Consider the following 14,901-nt stretch of genomic DNA (forward strand, 5'->3'; position numbering starts at 1 on the left):
GTTGTTGTACCCGCAGCGGTGTCCTGGACGGCTACAGGCCTTTCTGCAACTGCGCGACTTCGGCCTGCGCCGGGAACTTGTCGCCAAGCTTCGCGATCTGTTCCAACTCGTTCTTGGCCTCGTTCTTCTGCCCGGCCTTGATCAGGGCCTTGGCGTAGTTGAGACGAATCGCCGCGGCCTGCGGAGCCGTCTCCAGGGCCCTCTTGAACAGATCGAGGCCGCGCGCCGTGTCCCCCTTGTCGACCAGCAGAGTGGCGAGTGTATCCATCAGTGCCGGTTGATTGGGCGCCAGCTTGTTCGCTTTCTCGGCATACTCGATCGCCTTCGGGTCCTTGAGCTGCCCGGCGACCCAGGCCAGATTGTTGAGCACCGCGGGGTTGTTTGCTTGCGTCTCGAGCAGGGCGCGATATTGCCTGGCCGCGCCGGCGTAATCCTTGCGGCCGCTTGCCGACTCCGCCAGATAGAGACGGAAACGTCCATCCTTGGGATGATCCTTGAGCCAGGTCTCGGCAAACTTGTCGGCCTCGCCGGCGTTGCCACCGGCCAGCAATGCCCAGTGGAGCTTCGGCGCCAGTTCGCCGCCGTCGGCAGGCGCCGACTTCAGCCCGGCGCGATAGGCGCTGACGGCTTCCGCCCAGGCCTTCTTCGAGGCCTGCGCATCGCCCTCGAAGATGTAGCCGATGGCTTCTTTCGGCCTCTGCTTCTGCACGTCCCGGGCAACGGTCAGGGCGTCAGTGAGACGACCGGCGTCGAGGTCGAGCATGATGATTCCGCGCTGTGCCTCGAGCGAATCCGGTTTCACCTTGAGCGCCTTCTGCAGGCTCTGCCGCGCGCCATCCTTGTTCTTCGCCGCCACCTCGACTTCGGCCATGCGCAGGTAGGCCAGCTGGGAATCCGGTTTGAGCGCGGCCAGCTTGCCGTAGGTCGCCAGCGCCTGATTGAAGTCACCGGCCGCCTGCTGAACGCGTCCGGCGGCGTCGAGGATCTCCGGCTTGTCCGGGAGCGCCGCAACGGCATCCTGGGCAGCTGAAAGGGCACTCTTGACCTCGTTCTTGCCCAGGTAGAGGCCGATCAGCGCCAGACGCGGTGCCAGCTCGGTCGGATTTGCCGTCACTGCCTTGTTGATCAGACTGGCCACTTCTTCGGTACTGCCACCCGCCTTGGCACGCATCTGGGCGAGCGCCAGGAGCGCCTGTATGCTCTTCGGATCCTTGGCCAGCACCGCCTCGAAACGCTTCCGGGCCTCGTCGGGCTTCTTCTCCGCCAGATCCAGGTTGGCCAGATTGGCCGCTGCCGGGAAGTAGGCGGGATTAAGCGCCACGGCCTTGTCAAAGCTCTTGCGGGCGCCGGCCATGTCGCGCTTGCCGAGCAGTGCCGTACCCCGCAGGTTGTGCGTCAGAGGGTTGTCCGGCTGCTTCTTCTCGAGGGAAGCAATTGCCTTCAGGGCCTGATCGAACTCGCGGCGCTGCAGGTGGGCGGCGATCAGCGCCAGATCCGCGCGATTACCGGTGTCGGCAGCCGCCACCTGTTCGAGGTCGCGAAACGCCACATCGCTGTCACCCTTGGCCAGATTGACCATCGCCAGAGAAGTGCGCTTGCCCGTGTTCTTGGGATCGAGGGCGGCCGCCTTGGCAAAGTAGGTCCCGGCCTTGTCGACCTGACCATTCTGCATGAATACCTGGCCGGCAAGTGCCAGCATGTTCGAATCCTTGTCGATCTTGTCGAGGACCGGCTCGATGACATTCATCGCCTTGCCCGGCTGGCCATCACGCAGGTAGCTGGCAATCAGCACGCGCCGCGCAATGCCGAGTTCGGGTGTTCGCGGAAGCGCTTTCTGCAGATAGGCCTCGGCCTGCGGATAGGCTTTCAGCTCGTACTCGATCAGCCCGGCCAGCTGCAGACCATAAGGGCTCTCCGGCGCCGCCTTGAGCATCTGCAGGACGGCTTCCCGGGCGACCGGATAGTTCTTCTGCTGGTAAGCTACCATCGCCCGCAGGTATTGGGTCTGCGGATGATTGGCCGAGACCTTCTTCATCGCGTCGAGTTGTTTCACGGCCTCATCGAGCTTGCCCTCGGCGAGCAGTCCGCGGATGATTGCCGAGTGCGCCGAGAGATTGTCCGGCTTGATCTCGAGACCCTTCCGATACGCGACCATCGCCCCGGCGCTGTCACCCTGTGCCGCCAGCAGGTCGCCCTTGAGTTGCCAGGCCTCGTAAAGTTTGGGCGATTTCTCCAGGCTCACGTCGAGCAGCGCCACTGCCCCTGGCAAGTCGCCCCGGCCGGCCTTCATCCTCGCCTGCCCCATCAATGCCGATGGATAGCCGGGCTGGGCAAGCAGCGCCGCCGCAAACGCCGCCTCCGCCAGGTCCGGCTTGCTCTGCATCAGATAGGCCTGGCCAAGCGCGGTCTGCAGGTCGGCCCTGGCCTCGGGCGAAGAGAGTTCAGCCTTGCCGAATTCCTTGATCACCTTGTCGGCCTGGCCCCGCATCAGCATGGACCTGGCCAACAGCGGTGTCACCTGGTCGGCGGGATACTTGAACTCCAGCGCCCGCCGGAACTCGATCTCGGCACCCGTTGGATCGCTCCCGTCGAGCAGCGCCTTGCCGAGCAGAAAACGTGCCTCGGCCAGTTCGGGATTCTTCTGCAACGCGTTCTTGAGCTGGATGGCGGCCGCCTTGTGATCATGCTTGGCCAGGTATTCCCTGGCCGACGCCAGCATCGCCTCCGGCTTCTCTCCCCCGCAGCCCACCAGGAGAAGAGTCGCCAGCAGTGCCGAGACGGTTGCTTTGCGCAGCCCGCTCATGGAGTTACCAGTATTCATGGTTGCCCTCGTGGAGTGGATGGATGTGCTCTGGAAAAACCCTACTTGAGTCCAAATCGATGCATCAGGTCGTACAGCGTGGGACGGCTAACCCCCAGCAGCTCCGAGGCCTTGACGACATTGCCGTCGGCACGCGCCAGGGCGGCGATGATTGCCCGCCTTTCCGCGTCGTCGCGGGCATGGCGCAGATCCAGCACGCCCTTCTCGTTGTCCCCAGCGCCAGACAAGCCCACGTCATCGGCAGTGATCTGGTTGGCGTCGGCCATGATGACCGCGCGCTTGATGCAGTTCTCAAGCTCCCGCACATTGCCCGGCCAGGAATGTGCGTCGATCGCCCGTAGGGCATCTTCGCGCAGACTGATGCCACCACGATTCTGTTCCTCGGCAAAGCGTCTTACGAAAGCGTGTGCCAGCAATGCGGCGTCGCCAGAGCGAGCGCGCAACGGGGGGATATTTACCACAATTTCCGCCAGTCGATAGAACAAATCCTCGCGGAAACGCCCCTCGGCGATCAGGGACTTGAGATTCTGGTGCGTGGCACAAACGATGCGCACATTGACCGGGATTTCCTGCCGACCACCGATGCGTTCAATGACGCGCTCCTGCAGAAAGCGCAGCAACTTGGCTTGCAGCGAATGCGGCAGGTCGCCGATCTCGTCCAGCATCAGCGTGCCGTTGTTGGCGGTTTCGATCTTGCCGGGAGTCGTCTTGGCCGCACCCGTAAACGCCCCCTTTTCGTAGCCAAAAAGCTCGCTCTCGAGCAGGTTCTCGGGAATTGCCGCACAGTTGATGGCCACGAACCGCTCGCGACGCCGAGGCGATGACTCGTGCACGCCGCGCGCGAGAAGTTCCTTGCCGGTTCCGCTCTCGCCGAGCAGCAGGACCGTCGCATCGGTAACCGCCACTCGCTCGATCGTGCGACACACACGCAGCAACTCCGGATCGCGGGTGAGCAAACCCGACAGGACATCGGGCTGCTGCATTGCCTGCAGTCGCTTGTTCTCCTGTTGCAACTCGTATAGCCGATAGGCACGCTGGATCGTCAGACCGAGCATCTCGATTTCGAACGGCTTGGCGAAGAAGTCATAGGCACCGAGCGCAACGGCGCGAAGCGCGTTGGCCCGATCGTTCTGGCCGGTCAGGACGATGATTTTGGTGTCCGGCGCCAGGGTGAGCATTTCTTCGAGCAACTTGAAGCCTTCGGAGACGGAATCGGCGTCCGGGGGCAGGCCGAGATCCATCGTCACTACCGGCGGCTGATAACGTCGCACCTGCACCAGTGCGCTCTCACGGTCATCGGCGGTCAGTGTTTCGTACTGGTCGAACGCCCAGCGGATCTGCTTCTGCAACGCTCGATCGTCCTCGACGATGAGCAGGTGAGGCAACTTCTCCGAACTCATTCAGACTCCTTAGGTGGCCTGGCGGACTTTGCTCCGCTGCCGGCATCAAAAAGTGGCAGTAGCAGGCTCACCTGCGTTCCGACATCAACGGCGCTATCGACCGACAGCTTGCCGCCCAGTTCATGGACGTACTGAAAACTCTCGTAGGCGCCAATTCCCATCCCTGTCGGTTTGGTCGTCTGGAAGGGCTTGAACAGACGTTCGCGGACGAATTCCGGACTCATTCCATGGCCGGTATCGCCGACTTCGACGAGAGCATTCGTTCCTTGCCGCGCCAGCCTGACCCAGACGCGCCCATCGGGATCGGTGGCGTCCAGAGCGTTCTGCACGAGATGGCCAATCACCCGTTCGACCCGGTCCTCGTGCCCGCGCGCGACCAGGCGCTCCTCGATGTTCAGTTCCACATCCCGCCCCTGGCCGGACTTGGCGTTCTGGATCCGACGCATCACATCAGCCAGATCGATACCGCGCGGTCCGTCGAGCGGTGTCGCGCCTTCGCGCAATTGCATCATCAATTGCCGCATGCGCTCGACCGAGTGTTCGACGGTCATCAGCATGTCCTTCTGGAACTCCGGGTTGTCGCGATGACGCTCGGCGTTCTTGAGCATCAACGACAACTGCGCAATGATGTTCTTCAGATCATGAACGACAAACGCCGACATGCGGTTGAAGGAATCGAACTTCCGGACTTCGAGAAGCGCTTCACTGGCCTGCATCTGCCCGAGAAAGGCGCCGGCCTGCCGCGCAGCAGTTTTCAGCAGGTCATTGACTTCCCAGTTCACGTCGATCCTGGTTCGCGCAGTCGCCAGCACGACGAAAGCGATCAGTTCGTTCCCGGTCGTCAGGGGCACGACCAGCCAGGCGTTGGGGACTTCGACGAGCCACGAGGGAAGGTCGAGGCGATCATAGCGACGTGGCAGAGAACGGTACTCCTCAAGATTGATCACCCAGCCGCTATCGAGCAGGAAGTTGCACAGAGGGCTGCCGTCATCTTCGGTCGCCGCCGAAATTGGCGTGTTCCAGCAAGCGGCCTGCGCGAAGAAGCGCCCCGACGGATCCTTCAGCCACAGCGCACCACCAGGGCTCTCGACCATGTCGGCCAACCCGCGCACCACGTGCTGTCCCATGGCGGAGAAGCCACCCTGCGCGGAGAGCGTCTGCGTGAAGCGCAACCATTCTTCGCGATAGTCGTAGCGGTAGCTGAAGAAATGCTTGCCAACCTGCACGCGCAAACGCGCTCGCATGGAACCTGAAAAGGTCAGTGCCACCAGGACCAGCAGGGCCGCAAAGAGCAGGGCCATCTGTACGGCCCGCCCCCACTCGCCACCAAAGAAACGGACGTAGTAGCCAGCTGAGGCCATGAACAACAGGTAAACACCGACGATCAGGAGCGTCACCGATTGCAGCGCGGCGCGCTGCGACATCACCAACCTTCGTTTCCAGTCATGGCTGCGGACCGCCGCAAGCGCCACCAGGGGCAAACCGAGGGCATGCGCAAAGCCACGAATGCTGAAGGCGTCCACGTCCACCCGGTTGAACAGGAGGGCATCCGAGTACAGGTAGAGATCGAACAGGAAGGCACCACCCAGGCCCAGACACAGGGGTTTGATACTCCAACGAAAGTCAGGCGACACTTTGCGGAACAGCTGTTCGATCAGCAGCAGACCGAAGACGCTCATCGCCAGCGAGACGAACAAGGCAGCGCGTTGTGTGGGCACCGGGAAGTCGATGCCGAAGACAACCAGGGCCTGCGAGCCGAAACCGGCAACCGTCAGCAGCATGGCCATGCCGCCGAGCCAACCCAGGCGCCGCGACCATGGCTCGGCTTCAGTGGACTCCGGCTTGATCAGAATCAGCAGGAATAGCGACCATCCACCAAAGCGCAGCGCGTCAGTGAGCAGGCTGCCGGCAAGAAAGACGCCTTGCTGGGTCAGCGCGAAGGCCAGACCCAGCATCCCCCACACCGCCGAGATGGCAACCGCAAGAAACATCGCGCGACTGCGCCCACCGGTTCGCCAACCGGACGCCAGATAGAGCATGAGGAAAGCCGCGAGGAATCCGGCCATACCGTAGCTCCACGCCGCCACCATCGCCATTTTGCTGTCCATCACGACCTGCAATCCTCCCGCGTCGCCACCCGCCGACGCACCGCAGCCCCCTGCGGAAGAGTCATCGAGCGCCCTTGCCCGTCAGCACAACGCCGACCGTCTGAAAGAGAATCACCAAATCGAGGAACAGCGAGTGATTCTTGACATAGTACAGATCGTACTGCAGCTTCTGGATGGAATCATCGACCGTTGAACCGTAGTGATAGCTCACCTGCGCCCAGCCGGTAACACCTGGCTTGACGCTGTGGCGCACGGCATAGAAGGGGATATCACGGGTCAGCTGGTCGACGAAGAACGGGCGCTCCGGACGTGGTCCGACCAGACTCATGTCGCCCGTGAGCACACTATACAGTTGCGGCAATTCGTCGATCCGCACCCTGCGAATGAAGCGGCCAACGCGCGTCACGCGGTCGTCATCGGCCGTCGCCCAGCGTGGCTTGCCGTCGCTCTCGGCGTCGTTGCGCATGCTGCGAAACTTGATGACCTTGAACAGGCGCCCGTCCAGACCAACCCGTTCCTGGCGGTAGAAGACCGGAAAACCGTCTTCCAGAACGATCAGGATCGCCGTCACCAGCATCACCGGCAGGGAAAGCAGCAGCAGGAAGGAAGCCGCGACGATGTCGAACAGGCGCTTGACACTCGCCCGGCGCCAGCTCTGCCGGAAGCCCTCGCCAAAGATCAACCAGCTTACCCGCAGGGAATCGATGCGGATCTGCCCGAGCGCCCGTTCGAAATAGCTGGCCAGATCGAGCACCTTGACTCCCGAAAGCTTGCACTCGAGGAGTTCGCGCAAGGGCAGCGCGCCACCCCGCCGCTCACGCACCGCGACGATGATCTCATCGACCTTCAGGGAATGTGCCGTGTCGGACAACGACATGGCCTGCGACAGGATAACCTGGGCAGGAACAACGATCTCGGTATCTGTGGGACTGGGATAGAAGCCGACGATCTCAATGTCGGGATCCGACTTGCGCAGCACACGGCCGACGTTCTCGGCCTCCTTGCCGACACCGAAGACCAAGACCCGATGGCTCAACAGCGAGCCCGTGCGGCTGTGCGCCGAGTGGACACGATGCACCAGCGTCGCGAAAAGCGCTGCCAGACCCGATAGCAGCATGAACCCGCGATCAACCTCGGCAACCGCCAACACGGAAAACACGAGGTAGGCAAGCGGAATGGCGAGGTACAGCGACAAGACAGCGCGCGCCTGTGTCTCCGTCCGCGTGCGGTCATGCACCCGCTGATAAATACCCAGCCAGGCGTTCAGGATGATCATCGTCAGCGCGAAAACCACGGCATAGAAACTCACCTTGTCAAGAGAAGGCTGCCCTCCCCGCCCGATCCACATGGCCGCAAGCATCACACAGACCACCGGGAACATCAGGTCGACGGCAACCTGGGCAAGAGTCTTCCGATGAAACCAATGATTGAATACCTTGATCACGATGGACCCCTTGCAAGTACGAACCTGAAAACTTCTCGTTGATGATCGATTCTCGGCGGGATTTCTTGCCGTTTCACGTCAAGAAAACTTCGTGAATCTCACACAACGAAGGCTATCACTCAGGAGAACTGCAGACCGTGACCTAATGCACAAGCACCTGACGATTGCGGAAAGCGGCCGACGCAGGCCCTCTGGCCGGCCATCCAAACGATTCGACAAACTTGAGGAAACATTCGCAACACATTGAAATCATTCTACTTAATGCCTAACCAGAAATTCAATTATGCTATTATTATACTATGCGGAGCACCCATTAGGGTGCTCTCGAGGCAGTGGGCGAACGTGAGAGGGATCTGTGCCGACGCGCCCGTCGAGGAACAGAGCACAGCATAGCAGCAGGAAGAACAGGAACGCGGACCGCGGCATGTCGAGCACGCTGGAAAACGTCCCGACGGTCGCGACACCGGCCAGCGCGGCCAGCAGATAGGGCGCAAGGACGTGCTCGCGTCCCGGACCGCGCAGCAGGTTGGCAAACGCCGTCGCCATGAGGACCAGCAGCAACAGCAGCCCGATTGCTCCCTGGTCGATCAGCGCCTCGAGAAAGAGATTGTCGACATGCCAGGGCAGATAGTAGTGCCGAACCCCGAAGAACCAGTGCGCCAGCCCACCCGAAAAGTTACCGTTGCGCAGCAGTTCGTTGCCCGCCGCATCGCGCAAGCTCAGATTGTCGATCTCGACCAGATCGCCCGGCCCTTCGAGGCGCAGCACCAGGAATCCCAGCCCGAATCGCTGCGACGCCCCGCCCACGCCGTGCGGAGTTGTGAACGATGCGGCGACGTGTCGCCATTCGCCGCGCGCATCGGGCACCAGAAAGCCGGTGCGCACGCAGGCCGCATCACGCAGCAGATGCCTTCGGCAAACACCGATGCTCAGTCCGACTGCTCGTGGCGCACGTATGTCCATCGCGACGGCGTACACCCCGCCGCCGGTCGGCGCCCGCTGGAGAAGTTCGAACGTCCCACGGCGTGTGTCGTCGCGAGATCCGGAGATGAGCAGGTGCCGGGTGTCGCCTTTGCCGACGATGCGCAGTCGACCCGGCATCTCGCGCCCCGGCACGCTTTGCGAATAGTCTGTCGGAAACCGCCCGAGCCCCATTCCCAACAGGAGATCAGACGGCCCGCGCAGCAGGCTGAGGCCCTCTCGCCAGTGCTGCAGGCGCCCTCCCAGATCGTTCTCGCTCGCCGCCAGTCTGCGGCTCATGAAGTCGCCAAAGCCAAGCACGACGACACCTTCCAGGACCAGCACCAGCAGCAACCCGCGCCCACCCCATAGCCGCCAGGGTTCCGGCGCCGCTAGCGGCGCATCGGGCGTTGCTTGCCCAGTCGGCACGGATGCCTGCGGTAACCGCCGCGCTATCGACAGCCGCCAGGCGAGCGCCGTCAGCGCCACCGCGACTCCCAGGTAGACCCCGCGCGAGAAGGTCGTCAGACACGCATAGCCGGCGACGACCGCGAGCAGCGCACCGAGCAGCCAGCGTAGCGCGGTCGGCGCGCGCAGCACCATACAGGCCGCAAAGGGTACGGCCAGGACCAGGAAGGCGTCGAGTCCTGCACCGCCGACGTGCATTTCCCAGAATAGCGCGGTGGCGCGATAGGGGGTTGAGAAGTCGAACAGTCCGGGATAGCCGGTACGCTCGCAGACGATCGACAGACTGACCAGCCCCAGACCGGTCGCCACTCCTGCCGCCAGACGCCCGGCAAGCAGCGCCGGTGCACTCTGCAGCAACTGGCGCAAGGGTGACATGAGCAGCAGAACGAACAGGAAGCTCTTGGCGACACGCAGGCTGTTCAAGGGGTCCTCGTAGGCCTGAAACCACTCCAGGCGGAAGCTGCCCGCGCCCAGGAGGCCGCGCAGGAGCGCCAGCAGCCAGGACAAGGCCATCAGACCGAGACAGATCCGCGTCAGGCGAAATGCCTGCCCTTCCCCCGTAGCTCCCATCGCCAGGCGCGCATGCGCTCCGGTTGCCGCACCGAGGACGAGCACGTCGAACTCTTCGACGCCGACCCATCCCGTCCAGGGGGCGAAGCCGGCGACGGGCAGCAGCGCGGGCAAGACAAAGGGCCAGATCGCCGGACGCAGGAAAACCGCCAGCGACCAGGCCGCAAAGACGAAGGTCAGCAAGACCGGCGCCAGAGGATGATGAAGGGCAATGAATGCGCCCAGCACGCCGACCAGTGCCGCCAGCAAGGCCTGCCACCAGTTCACCAGCCAACCCCGCACGGCCCCCGCCGGCCCGCTGCCGTCGTCGCCCAGGCCATCACGGTGGCTCCTAGACGTCTTCGCGGGCGATACTCAGGGCCTCACGCACTACGTTGAGATCACCAATGTGATTGGCGAGCAGAAGGATCAGGCGCGCATTGAGCAGCGCGCTCTGCGCGTCGGAAAGCTCGCGATGCGCGTCGATCAATGCCTCATAGAAGTCGTCACCGGGAGAAAAGGCGCGAAAGTAGCGTTTATCCGGATCGCTGAAATTCGCCGCCGTGTTGAGTGTCGCCATGGGGACTTCCTCTCAGACCCTGCCGATTGCACGCGCCAGGGCGGCAAGAACCCGTTCGCTGTCGATCGTGCGCCAGCGCGCGCTGACATGCTGATCGGGGCGCACCAGATAGGCCGTACCGTTCCTGGCATCGTAACGTTCGGCATAACGGCCGGCGCTGTCCTCGAGGACGCGCAAGCCCCCCGGTGCCACGCCGTCGCGAGCGGCCACCAGCACGACCTCGACGGCGACCGGCGCCGCACCGAGTGGTGCCAGCGCCGCCAGGGTCGTCGCATCGACGGCAGCCGGCGTATCGACGTAGCACAACAACATGAAGCGGTCGCGCACGGCGTCGAGCAGCCAGAGTTCGCGTCCGGCCTCACGCAGCGGTGCGTCGTCCATCGGCGCACCGGGGATCATCTCGCCGCGAAAGCATTCCGAGTCAGGCGTATTCAGCGACGACCCCTCAAGGACGGACGGCACCGACAGGCGGCCCGAGTTGACCAGGGCGCGCGCGAAGGGATACCTGCCCGCCAGGCTGAGCACGGCGTTGCGAAACGTCAGCGAAGCACTGCTACCCGGAGTGATGAACTCGGTCGATCGCGTCGAGTTCATCAGGTTCTCGTCAGCGGCCAACTCGCGTTCTTCGGCGTAGCTGTCGAGCAGCGTTTCGGGTGCCTTACGATCGAGGACCAGATTGAGTTTCCAGATCAGATTATCGGCGTCCTGGATTCCCGAGTTCGCGCCGCGCGCGCCGAAAGGGCTGACCTGGTGCGCCGCGTCGCCGACGAACAGCACCCGCCGATGACGAAAATCCCGCATCCGCCGGCACTGGAAGGTATATACGCTGACCCACTCGAGATCGAATTGACGATCGTCACCGAGCATCGCCTTGATCCGCGGGATCACGTGCTCAGGCTTCTTCTCTTCCTCTGGATCGGCCTGCCAGCCGAGCTGAAAATCGATACGCCAAACATTGTCGGGCTGCCGATGCAGCAACACCGATTGCCCGCGGTGAAACGGCGGGTCGAACCAGAACCAGCGCTCGGCAGGAAAATCGGCCTTCATCACTACGTCGGCGATCAGGAAACGGTCCATGAAGACCTTGCCCTCGACCTCGAGGTTGAGCATCCGGCGGAGGCTGCTGCGGGCCCCGTCGGCAGCGATCAACCAGTCGGTCTCGAGCGCGTAAACCCCGTCCGGCGTCTCCACCTGCAGCGTCGCCAGGTCGTCACTCTGGCACACGGCGACGACTTTGTTCTTCCAGCGCAGATCGACCAGGGGCAGCTCTTGTGCGCGTTTGACGAGAAACTCTTCAAGGTAGTACTGCTGGAGGTTGATCATTCCCGGACGCTTGTGATCCGGCTGCGACAACAGCTGAAAATTGTAGACCTCGTCGTCGCGAAAGAAGGTTCGCCCGACGTTCCAACTGACGCCCTTGGCGACACAGCCATCGCCGACGCCAAGCCGGTCGAGCACTTCGAGCGCGCGTTTGGCGTAACAGATGCCGCGCGAGCCGACCGAAACCGTGTCGTCGTCGTCGAGCAGCAGCACGGGGGTTCCGCGCTGCGCCAGATCGATCGCCGCCGCCAGACCGACTGGGCCGGCGCCGACGACAACCACCGCGTACCGTCGCGTCGCCCCTGCACGCAATTCGACTGGCGGCACATAGGCGTACTGCGGATGCCCGTAGGTACTCAGCACGGATCGGTTCCGATCTTTCTGTATCGCTCGGCGGCGGCGTCGCGCCTCAGCCCTTTGCCTGCAGTGCGTGCCACATTTCCTTGTCACGCTCGGCGGTCCAGATCCGCGGATGGCTGATGCCGCTCGCTTCATCGACGGCGCGGACCACGTCGAAGGGCAGGCAATGCTCGTAGATGAAGACATGCGCGAACTTCGGATCCATCGCCCGGCGTGTATGCGCCATCGCCTGCTCGAGGTTCATTCCGGCGGCGACGGCTTCCCTCGCACACGCAAACAGGGTGCCGACGAAATCGCTGGTGTAGTCGAGACCCCTGGCCACTTCGCCCGGGCTCGTCAGCGCCGGTCCGCGCCCCGGCAGCAGCTTATCGGCGCCGAGCGCGCGGATCACCGCCAGCGTCGCCGGCCAGTCCGCCAGCTGCGCGTCGCCGGTATAGCACGCGGCATCGCATTCCACGAGGTCCCCGGAGAACAGCACGCGTTCGGACGGTACCCAGACGACGGTGTCCCCCCGGGTATGGCCGGCACCGGGATGCATCACGCAGACCTCCAGGCCGCCCATCCACAGCGTCAGCGATTCCCGGAAGACCAGCGTTGGCCAAGTCAGTCCCGGGATCGACTCGAACGCCTGGAACAGGCGCGGGAAGCGCTCGTACTCCGATTGCATGTCCTGCGCACCTCGCTCGACGATCAACTCGTAGGTGCCCTGACTGGCAATGATCTCCTGCAGGCCTTGGCCGCGGTAAGCTGCGGCCCCGAGCACGCGTACGGCGTGGTAGTGGGAGAGCACGACGTACTTGATCGGCTTGTCGGTAAGCCGCCGAATCTCGGCGATCAGGCGCCCCGCCATCACCGGGGTGGCGAGGGTGTCAACGATCAGGACGCTTTCGTCGGTGATGATGACGCCGGTGTTCGGGTCACCCTCGGCGGTGTAACCCCAGCAGTGCTCGGACAGCCGGACGAAAGTCGTGCGCTTCTCGTCCAGATCGGCAACCGATGCAAATTGACTGTTCATGCGCTGCTCCGAAAGTTGGCTCCTGCGTTGGCTCCTGCGTGTCCTTCGGCGATTCTGTCTTTCGGGGTCGTTTCTGTCAATCCAACACGACCCACCGCAGCGTCGCGGTGCCCCGGTCGGCGGGAACACCTGCCGGTGGCCACCGCCACCGGGATCGCCCGCATCACTTGCCAGCGGCGACGTTATGGCGTCTAATCGCCAGGCTTTCCCGCTCCGTGGCTCCGCGGATCCAGGCGCTCCGCCGATGCGCTGCCGCCGACAGTCGCGCGCGGGCAAACGGAGGAACCGCACGTGTTTTCGCCCGAATGGTGGCACTGGATCGTCCTCGGACTCGCCCTGACGATGGCCGAGATGGCCATCCCCGCCTTCTTTGTCGTCTGGTTCGGGATTGCCGCGGCCGGCGTCGGACTGATCCTGCTAGCCGCACCCGACATCGGCTTTTCGACCCAGATCCTGCTCTGGGCGGCGTTGTCGGCGGCGCTGGTCGCCATCTGGTTCCGCTATCTGAAGCCTCGCACGATGACCGCAGTCGGCACCTCGGCGGCAACCGTAGCCGGCGAGGTCGGCATCCTGGTGGCCAGCATCACCCCGGATAGCCGTGGTCAGGTGCGTTTTCAGAAGCCGATTCTCGGCTCCGATTCCTGGGAATGCTATTCGGAAACGACGATTCAGGCCGGCGAACGCGTTCGCGCCGTCGCCGTCGAAGGGAGCTACATCAAAGTGGAGAAAGCAAGATGACCGGCATGACCGTTTTTTCACTCGTCCTTCTCGTGTTCGTCGCGGTCACCGTCGCCTACGGCGTGCGCATCGTTCCGCAGGGCGAGGAGTGGATCGTGCAGCGCCTCGGCAAGTATTGCATGACACTGCTGCCGGGGCTGCGCTTCATCATTCCCTACGTCGACATCGTCTCCTACAAGGTGACCACCAAGGACATCATTCTCGATGTCCAGGAACAGGAAGTGATCACGCGCGACAATGCCGTGATCGTGGTCAACGCCATTGCCTTCATCAAGGTCACCGACCCGGTGAAAGCCGTTTACGGCGTCCAGGATTATTCGGAGGCCATTCGCAACATGATCATGACCACCCTGCGCTCGATCGTCGGCGACATGGAGCTGGATCAGGCACTGTCGTCACGCGACACCATCAAGGCACGCCTGAAAGCCGGGGTCGCCGACGAAGCGCTGGACTGGGGTCTGACCGTCAAATCGGTCGAGATCCAGGACATCAAACCCTCGCAGTCGATGCAGCGCGCCATGGAAATGCAGGCCTCGGCCGAGCGCGAGCGCAAGGCCATGGTGACGCGCGCCGAAGGCGAAAAACAGTCGATGATCCTGACCGCCGAAGCGCGCCTGGAATCGGCCAAGCGTGATGCGGAAGCCCAGGTTACCCTCGCCGAGGCATCGTCGCAGGCTATCACCAAGGTCAATGGGGCGTTCGGCAACAACGAACTGCCGATGCTGTACCTACTCGGCGAAAAATACATAACCAGCCTCACGCGGATCGCCGAGTCCGACAACGCCAAGCTCGTGCTCCTGCCGGCCGATCTGCAGAGTACCCTGCGCGGACTCTTCCAGCGCTTGCCCGGGAGCGGACCGTGAGCCGCTGTGGCGATGCGGCCACCTGGGTCGTCGAGCGCACCGCGTTCACCGCGACGACCTGCCGCCCGTCCCGGGCAGGAACTTTGCTCCCGGGCGCGATGCAATGAACGCCGGGTGGATCGTCTTTGGTCTGTGTGTCGTCTTCGTTCTCGGCGCCGCGATCCCCCTCATCAGGACCCGCGGCGGCGACAAGGCGCCTCCCCTGCCACGCCGGGACACCCTGCGCGACTGGCGCAACGAAAAGTAGCGTCGCTGCCGTCGGCCAATCCCAGGCG

General features: G+C 63.3%; 11 protein-coding genes. 3 read left to right on the forward strand and 8 right to left on the reverse strand.

The features are described 5' to 3' along the window. Positions 1-31 precede the first annotated feature (31 nt). The 8 genes from prsT to CAP2UW1_RS16320 all read right to left on the reverse strand — a co-directional run bounded on the left by prsT (position 32) and on the right by CAP2UW1_RS16320 (position 13,025). Positions 32-2,821, reverse strand: a complete 2,790-nt coding sequence (prsT, locus tag CAP2UW1_RS16285; RefSeq protein ID WP_015767721.1) for an XrtA/PEP-CTERM system TPR-repeat protein PrsT — start codon at positions 2,819-2,821, stop codon at positions 32-34. A 41-nt stretch (positions 2,822-2,862) separates the two neighbouring features. Then, the gene (gene prsR / locus CAP2UW1_RS16290) at positions 2,863-4,221 is read right to left on the reverse strand and encodes a PEP-CTERM-box response regulator transcription factor (protein WP_015767722.1); all 1,359 of its coding nucleotides are present in this window, start codon (positions 4,219-4,221) and stop codon (positions 2,863-2,865) included. Continuing rightward, entirely contained in the window at positions 4,218-6,329 is a 2,112-nt protein-coding gene (gene prsK, locus CAP2UW1_RS16295; RefSeq protein ID WP_199931725.1) for an XrtA/PEP-CTERM system histidine kinase PrsK, read from the reverse strand. Before prsK ends, prsR begins: the two co-directional genes overlap by 4 nt. A 61-nt stretch (positions 6,330-6,390) precedes the next feature. Next, entirely contained in the window at positions 6,391-7,773 is a 1,383-nt protein-coding gene (locus CAP2UW1_RS16300) for a TIGR03013 family XrtA/PEP-CTERM system glycosyltransferase (RefSeq protein ID WP_015767724.1), read from the reverse strand. Positions 7,774-8,070: 297 nt separating this feature from the next. Beyond that, a complete protein-coding gene (locus CAP2UW1_RS16305) occupies positions 8,071-10,038 on the reverse strand; it encodes an O-antigen ligase family protein (RefSeq protein ID WP_199931491.1) in 1,968 nt (655 codons plus the stop codon). A 64-nt stretch (positions 10,039-10,102) separates the two neighbouring features. Further along, positions 10,103-10,330 carry a DUF2783 domain-containing protein gene (locus CAP2UW1_RS16310; RefSeq protein WP_015767726.1) on the reverse strand — a complete coding sequence of 76 codons (228 nt, stop codon included), beginning with the start codon at positions 10,328-10,330 and terminating at the stop codon, positions 10,103-10,105. Between the two features lie 12 nt (positions 10,331-10,342). After that, complete coding sequence (locus CAP2UW1_RS16315) at positions 10,343-12,013, reverse strand: FAD-dependent oxidoreductase (protein WP_015767727.1); 1,671 nt, start codon at positions 12,011-12,013, stop codon at positions 10,343-10,345. A 46-nt stretch (positions 12,014-12,059) separates the two neighbouring features. Next, the gene (locus CAP2UW1_RS16320) at positions 12,060-13,025 is read right to left on the reverse strand and encodes an MBL fold metallo-hydrolase (RefSeq protein WP_015767728.1); all 966 of its coding nucleotides are present in this window, start codon (positions 13,023-13,025) and stop codon (positions 12,060-12,062) included. A gap of 291 nt (positions 13,026-13,316) precedes the next feature. Here CAP2UW1_RS16320 and CAP2UW1_RS16325 point away from each other — a divergent pair, with 291 nt between their 5' ends. The 3 genes from CAP2UW1_RS16325 (at position 13,317) to CAP2UW1_RS25680 (ending at position 14,873) form a co-directional block, all read left to right on the forward strand. Next, entirely contained in the window at positions 13,317-13,763 is a 447-nt protein-coding gene (locus CAP2UW1_RS16325; RefSeq protein WP_015767729.1) for an NfeD family protein, read from the forward strand. Beyond that, entirely contained in the window at positions 13,760-14,626 is an 867-nt protein-coding gene (locus tag CAP2UW1_RS16330; protein WP_015767730.1) for an SPFH domain-containing protein, read from the forward strand. Before CAP2UW1_RS16325 ends, CAP2UW1_RS16330 begins: the two co-directional genes overlap by 4 nt. 103 nt (positions 14,627-14,729) lie before the next feature. Next, positions 14,730-14,873, forward strand: a complete 144-nt coding sequence (locus tag CAP2UW1_RS25680; RefSeq protein ID WP_015767731.1) for a hypothetical protein — start codon at positions 14,730-14,732, stop codon at positions 14,871-14,873. Positions 14,874-14,901 lie beyond the last annotated feature (28 nt).

The sequence above is a fragment of the Candidatus Accumulibacter phosphatis genome, assembly GCF_000024165.1.
GTDB classification, from domain to species: Bacteria; Pseudomonadota; Gammaproteobacteria; order Burkholderiales; family Rhodocyclaceae; genus Accumulibacter; species Accumulibacter phosphatis.